This is a genomic window from Candidatus Cardinium sp. cByotN1, from assembly GCF_022810525.1.
In the GTDB taxonomy this organism is placed as follows: domain Bacteria; phylum Bacteroidota; class Bacteroidia; order Cytophagales; family Amoebophilaceae; genus Cardinium.
Genome location: NZ_JAACGG010000129.1, coordinates 1 through 6,523, shown reverse-complemented (window position 1 = coordinate 6,523; position 6,523 = coordinate 1). Strand labels below are relative to the sequence as shown.

At 36.4% G+C, this 6,523-nt stretch carries 4 protein-coding genes; 3 read left to right on the top strand and 1 reads right to left on the bottom strand.

Features of this window, described 5'->3' with window-relative positions:
* Positions 1–190: 190 nt before the first annotated feature.
* Positions 191–1,462: a serine--tRNA ligase gene (gene serS, locus MUW73_RS03865; protein WP_243017897.1), complete on the bottom strand. Its 1,272-nt coding sequence runs from the start codon at positions 1,460–1,462 to the stop codon at positions 191–193.
* A 721-nt stretch (positions 1,463–2,183) separates the two neighbouring features.
* On the opposite strand from serS, the gene rho reads away from it, so the two are divergent.
* The 3 genes from rho to MUW73_RS03850 all read left to right on the top strand — a co-directional run bounded on the left by rho (position 2,184) and on the right by MUW73_RS03850 (position 6,277).
* Positions 2,184–3,728 carry a transcription termination factor Rho gene (gene rho, locus MUW73_RS03860; RefSeq protein ID WP_243017894.1) on the top strand — a complete coding sequence of 515 codons (1,545 nt, stop codon included), beginning with the start codon at positions 2,184–2,186 and terminating at the stop codon, positions 3,726–3,728.
* A gap of 226 nt (positions 3,729–3,954) precedes the next feature.
* Positions 3,955–4,662, top strand: a complete 708-nt coding sequence (locus tag MUW73_RS03855) for a phosphatase PAP2 family protein (protein WP_243017895.1) — start codon at positions 3,955–3,957, stop codon at positions 4,660–4,662.
* Positions 4,634–6,277 carry an ArnT family glycosyltransferase gene (locus tag MUW73_RS03850; RefSeq protein WP_243017896.1) on the top strand — a complete coding sequence of 548 codons (1,644 nt, stop codon included), beginning with the start codon at positions 4,634–4,636 and terminating at the stop codon, positions 6,275–6,277. The genes MUW73_RS03855 and MUW73_RS03850 overlap by 29 nt, the downstream gene beginning before the upstream one ends.
* The last annotated feature ends 246 nt before the right edge of the window (positions 6,278–6,523 follow it).

Below are 6,523 nucleotides of genomic sequence, written 5' to 3'. Positions count from 1 at the left end.
TACTTTTTTATCAAGAAAAAAGTAACATGAAAAATTCATTTTCTACTAATTTCGTGAACGCAAACCAAAGAGTTGCTAAATATAATCGAAGAAAAACCACAGTCGTGAACGGATACAAACTATTGATTTTTTAGCATGGCCATTAGGATGCTAAAATGTTATTTATTATCAAATTTTTCTTGTAAAAATACTAATCAATAATATGAAATCCTGTATAAGGGCGTAACACCTTTGGAATAGCAATCCCATCTGGTCTTTGATGGTATTCTAACAGAGAAGCTAGTATACGTGGTAAGGCTAGCCCACTGCCGTTTAAAGTATGCAAAAGACAACTTTTTTTATTTTGATCCTTGTACCTTAGTGATAACCTATTGGATTGAAAGGTTTCAAAATTACTGATTGAGCTCACTTCTAGCCACTTGTTTTGGCCTGCAGCATATACTTCTATATCGTAGGTCATAGCAGCGCAAAAACCTAAATCTCCCTGACAAAGCTTTAGCACCCGATAAGGTAGCGCTAGTTGTTCTACTAACCCTTGCACATAGGCTAACATCTTTTCTAGATGAGCATAAGAATCGTCAGGATGGCAAATTTGTACCAGTTCTACCTTATCAAATTGATGCAATCGATTTAACCCTCGTACATCAGCTCCCCAAGACCCTGCCTCTCGTCTAAAGCAAGGTGTATAGCCTACATGTTTAATAGGTAGTGCAGTCGTGGCTACAATTGTATCACGATAGATATTTGTGATGGATACTTCTGCAGTAGGTATTAGGTACAAGTCAGCCAATGGGATATGGTACATTTGTCCCTCTTTATCAGGTAGTTGACCCGTTGCATAAGCAGATTGTTGATTAACTAAAATAGGAGGTTGGATTTCTGTGTAACCTGATTTTTCTGCTTGATCTAGAAAAAAGTTTACTAAAGCACGTTGTAGCTTAGCGCCTTTTCCTTTGTATACGGGAAAACCAGCACCTGTAATTTTATTACCTAATTCAAAATCAATTAAATCATATTTTTTAATTAAGTCCCAGTGCGCCAATTGCCCGCTGCTTGGATTTAGTGGCGTTTCATAAATAATCAGATTGTCATCGGCATGTTTACCAATCGGTACACTTTGATGAGGCAAGTTGGGAAGTGCATATAGCTGCTCCAGTAAAGAGGAAGTATGCGTCTTAAACTGTTGCTTTAACGCTTTGATCCTCTCTTTTAAATCATTGATTGCTTTTTTTTTTGCCTCTAGTATGGTAGTTTCTACCTCGCTACGCAATAGGTGCCCTATTTGGTTACTCAGCTTATTGAGCGTAGCTGCTAGGGTGTTTAGTTCAGATTGTGTAGCCCGTTTTTCTCTGTCCAGTTTACATATGGCTTCGATGCGCGCTTCTGCATCGGGTAATCCTCTTTTGTGTAGACCATCTACCACTGCTTTTTTATCTGTTCTTATACGTTGTAAATCAATCATTATATTTTCCCTACTAGTTATACTATCATCTTGTACCCATTCAGTCTTATTAGAAGAACATGCCCTAAAAACGCTCATTGTAAAATAATTCCGATCTGAAATTACTCTTTAGTGCTGATCAAAAAACAACCTGTTGGAACCTTGCACAAAGCGTGTAGTCTTTATTTTCCAGCTTTAAGGAGTGACTTCAGCCATTTTTTACCCAGGGTTTGACTTTTTGCTTATTGCTTGATCAAAGAAAAATAAATTAAAATACCTTATTTATTTACCACTGACTTGAAGAAACAGCATACTCTGATTAAAATTACATAATTTTACTCAATCACTGATTTTTTCTTAAAAATGATACTTTTTTTGATTTTTTCAAATTATAGTTGTATAATTGTTCGTATTGGTTTGCCATAGGGCTGCATTCGGAGTCCTGCATTGATATTCATTCCTTATTACAGCTGTTATATATTCTGTATAGGCACAAAAATACCTTTATTTTTGGCCATTCTTACTAGATTTAAAAAAGCAAAATCAGAACAAATAAGAAGGTAATAGGCTATTTAATATAGATGTTTCTTCTGAAAACAAATGCTATTTGTTGAATGCATCTTAAAAAACTTGGCTTAGATGCTTATGTAATGTAGGTTACTCCTGTTCATTCTAAGAATCATCATTAAGATCATTCGTATTACTTTAATCGACTTTTATTTAAAATACACCTAACTCAATCATGTACAATATCGGAGAGCTCAATCAAAAACTTATTTCTGAGTTACGCGAAATAGCAGAAAGATTTAAAGTTAAAAGCTATAAAACGCTTTCAAAAGAGGAACTTATTTATAAAATATTGGACCAACAAGCTGTACTTCCTGTAGGGGAGGTTCCTCAAAAAAAGCATAATGAGCCATTTGTTGCACCACTGCAACCCAAGGAGGTCTCTCCATCTGTCTTACCAAGGAAAAGTTATCTGAAATCTAGAGTAATAGAGCCACAAAATGAATCTAATCTACAAAGTGCAACCAAGGAATCTGTTGCCCCAGATTCAGAAAAAGCAGTGATGAATGACCGTAGTGTTTCTACCGGTTCTACTGTAAAAGAACCAAAAGAAGTAACCGCTTCATTTGAAAAAAATAAAAAAGAGGGAAGTCTGCTCCATAACGTGGATACCACTATTGAGGGAGAAGGTGTGCTGGAGATTATGCAAGATGGCTATGGATTTTTACGTTCCTCGGACTATCATTATTTAGCTAGCCCAGATGATGTTTATGTGTCTCCTTCGCAAATCAAGTTGTTTAACCTCAAAACAGGTGATACCATTCGTGGAAAAATACGTCCACCCAAGGAAGGAGAAAAATATTTTGCTCTTTTAAAAGTAATTTATATGAATGGTGTGACTACAGAGGAGGGGCGTAATCGTATTCCTTTTGAACATCTTACACCGCTTTTTCCACATGATAAGTTGCATATTTCCAATGGAGCCAGTCAATATTCAACTCGCATTATGGATTTGTTTTCTCCTATTGGTAAGGGACAACGTGGTATGATTGTAGCGCAACCTAAGACAGGTAAAACGGTACTATTAAAAGAAATAGCCAATGCAATTGCATCCAATCATCCAGAAGTTTATTTGATTGTTCTGTTAATTGGAGAGCGCCCAGAGGAGGTAACAGATATGGCTAGAAATGTAAAAGCAGAGGTAATTGCCTCTACCTTTGATGAACAAGCTGAGCGCCATGTAAAAGTTTCCAATATTGTTTTAGAAAAGGCAAAGAGAATGGTAGAATGTGGTCGTGATGTGGTTATCTTGTTAGATTCTATTACCCGATTGGCTCGGGCGCATAATACGGTTAGCCCTTCTTCTGGCAAGATACTTTCTGGTGGTATTGATGCCAACGCACTCCATAAACCTCAGCGATTTTTTGGTGCAGCTCGTAATGTGGAGCATGGTGGATCGCTGACCATTTTGGCTACTGCACTTATTGATACAGGCTCTAAGATGGATGAGGTGATTTTTGAAGAATTCAAAGGTACAGGTAATATGGAGCTCCAATTAGATCGTAAGTTGGCTAATAAACGTATCTATCCAGCTATTGATGTACCATCCTCCGGAACAAGACATGAAGAATTCTTAATTGGAAAAGAGGAATTGGCCCGTATCTGGATATTGCGTAACATTATGGCTGATATGAGTTCTACTGAAGCTATGGATTTTCTACTTAAGAAAATGCGGGGTACACGTAATAATGAAGAGTTTTTGGTTTCTATGAGTAATTAGGATGTTTGGTATAATCAAAATATAGCCTCTGTTCACGGAATGGCGTCAGCTTAAGCAATTAGCTGATTAAGCAAGTTCTTTAAAAATAATTCCATTTCTACTTTTTTACTTATCTATTCACCATTATGGTGGGGCTACTTATAAAAATACCCCTGCTAGCAACTATTTTAGCAGGGGTATTTTTTTGTCATAAATGGACTACCATTCGTTACTATATTAAAAAAACATGAACAAGCTAAAGGCTTTTCGAATTATTTGGCATCAAAATAATTTCTTTTTCTATCTGCTTGCTTCCATATTGACTATTGGTGCCATCCCATTTTTCCTATTCGATAAACTTGCTTTTTTTATCCTACTCAAACAGTGGCATCATCCTGTAGCTGATGTTATAGCGCCTTATTTAACCTGGTTAGGTGATGGGTTTACCTATCTATTGCTGCTAACGGTGGTTGCCTTATTGCGTGCAAGTTGTAGAAAGCTTATCATTATGGGAGGCAGTTTTCTCTTTATGTCTATTGTGGTACAATTGTTCAAGCGTATTTTTTTTAGAGATATGCTAAGGCCCATAGCCTTGTTGCCTCTAGATGCCTCCCTGCACCTAGTAGATCGGGTATCCTTATTGAGGGATTTAAGTTTTCCTTCAGGTCACGCTGCTACTATATTTGTCCTGATATCTGTTATACAACTATTGTCTAAGAATAAAAATATAATCTATAGTATAGCATGGCTGGGGCTAGCTCTAATGGTGGCTTATTCAAGAATTTATCTCTGTCAGCATTTTTATATAGATATCTATGTAGGTGCTTGGATGGGTAGTCTTTCTTCCCTGATAGTGTATCTTTTTGTGGTTGGTTTTAATGGCCCAAATTGGTTAGATCGTTCTATCTACTCGTTCTTATACACATATGCAAAAAGATTCTCTATTAACAAATAGTAGTGTTGCTTATTTTTTAGTTGGCTTTGGATCTATTTTTGCGTTGGGAATAGGGGGGCTACATCTATTTGATTTAGATGAGCTTTATTTTGCCGAAATTACCAGAGAAATGATGCATACGGGCCGCTATGGTCAAGTAACTTTTGGTTTTCAGCCCCTTTACGAGAAACCGCCTTTATTCTTTTGGCTACAAGCAGTTAGCATGCATTTTTGGGGTGTCAATGAAATCGGGGCCCGTTTTCCTAACTTGATTTGTGGGCTATTGACGCTTGTAACGCTCTATTACATAGGTAAACGATACAAAGGGAAGTGGTTTGGTTTTTTGTGGATGTGCCTATATGCAACTGCTTTTTTGCCTCATTTTTATTTTAAATCAGGTATTATAGATCCTTTTTTTAATTACTTTTTGTTGCTGGCTATCTATTTGTTATCAACTGACGTTACGTCATTCAAAGGATGGATCTATGGCGGTACAGGTCTCTCTATAGGTTGCGCGTTATTGACTAAAGGACCTATGGCGGTTCTTATACCATTTGCTACGTTAGCATTATCCTATACCTGGTTTAGGAGAAGGGCCTTTTCATTCAAAGGACTTATTGTAGTTATGCTGGTAGCAGCAGGTCTCTTATCTTGTTGGCTGATTCCAGAAATTTGGTCTAACGGATATACTTTTATTAAAGAATTTTGGGCCTATCATCTATTGCTCTGTCAGCAACCTGTTCATACCCACGCTCAGCCTTGGTACTACCATTATTTGGTGCTTTTTGGGGGATGTTTTCCTAGTTCCCTATTTGCTATCCTTTTTTTGAAAGAAAAAAAAATGATTAGGAATAATTATTTTGCAGCTAATATGCAAGCTTTATTGGCAAGCGTTTTACTGATTTTTACCCTAGTGGGTACTAAGATTGTGCATTATAGTTCTATGGCCTATTTTCCCATAACCTTTTTTGCGGCTGATTTTTTCTATGAGTCGATCTATCATAGAAACTATATCTGTTCCAAGATAGCCACTTTATTTTTATTGGTAGGGCTAGTGTTAGGCAGCGCTTTAGCGATTATTCCTTTGATGATGCGATATAAAGATTTATGGTATTCTTTTATTACTAACCAAGTTATTAAGGATGCATTAAAGGTATTGGTTGTATGGAGCTATTGGGACAGTATGCCAGGAATCATCTATATCATAGGTATAAGCTTAGCTTACTATTATCTTATCCGGGATCGTTTGGTTCCTTTTATAGGCACTTTTATGTGTGTTAATATTGGTACGTTGACTTTTTTTTTAATGTGTATAGCACCAAAAGTGGAAGCCTACACCCAAAAGAAAATGGTAGATTTTTGTCAAGCATGCAAAGGAAAGTCTCTATACCTTACTACTATTGGTTTCAAATCAGCTGCGCCCCTTTTTTATGCTGATCAATCCAAAGCATTAAACAAACGGAATATAGCTTGGCTATTAACAGGGGAAATTGATAAGCCTTGTTTTTTTATTCTTTATAAAAGTGATAGAGAACTTTTAAGAGATTATGAAAATATTACTTATATAAAAGATATGGGATGTTTTGCATTGTATCAACGGTTGCCTAAAAATTTGTATCCATGCAACCCTGACTAACTGACGTGGGCTACATCTAAACAAGCAACTTGCTTGTATCCATTTACCATTTTTCTAGGACCCTACAACAAGAAAAAGCATCCTTTGTAACATAGCTGCTGAGGGCTTGATTTTTTGCTTACTTTTTTATCAAGAACAAAATGGTATAAAAAAGTCTTTTTTACCAATGCTCTGAATAGATATATTTTACTTGTTAATCAGTAAAGCAGAGGTATCCGTTCATGACTGTTTTTCTTCGATTATATT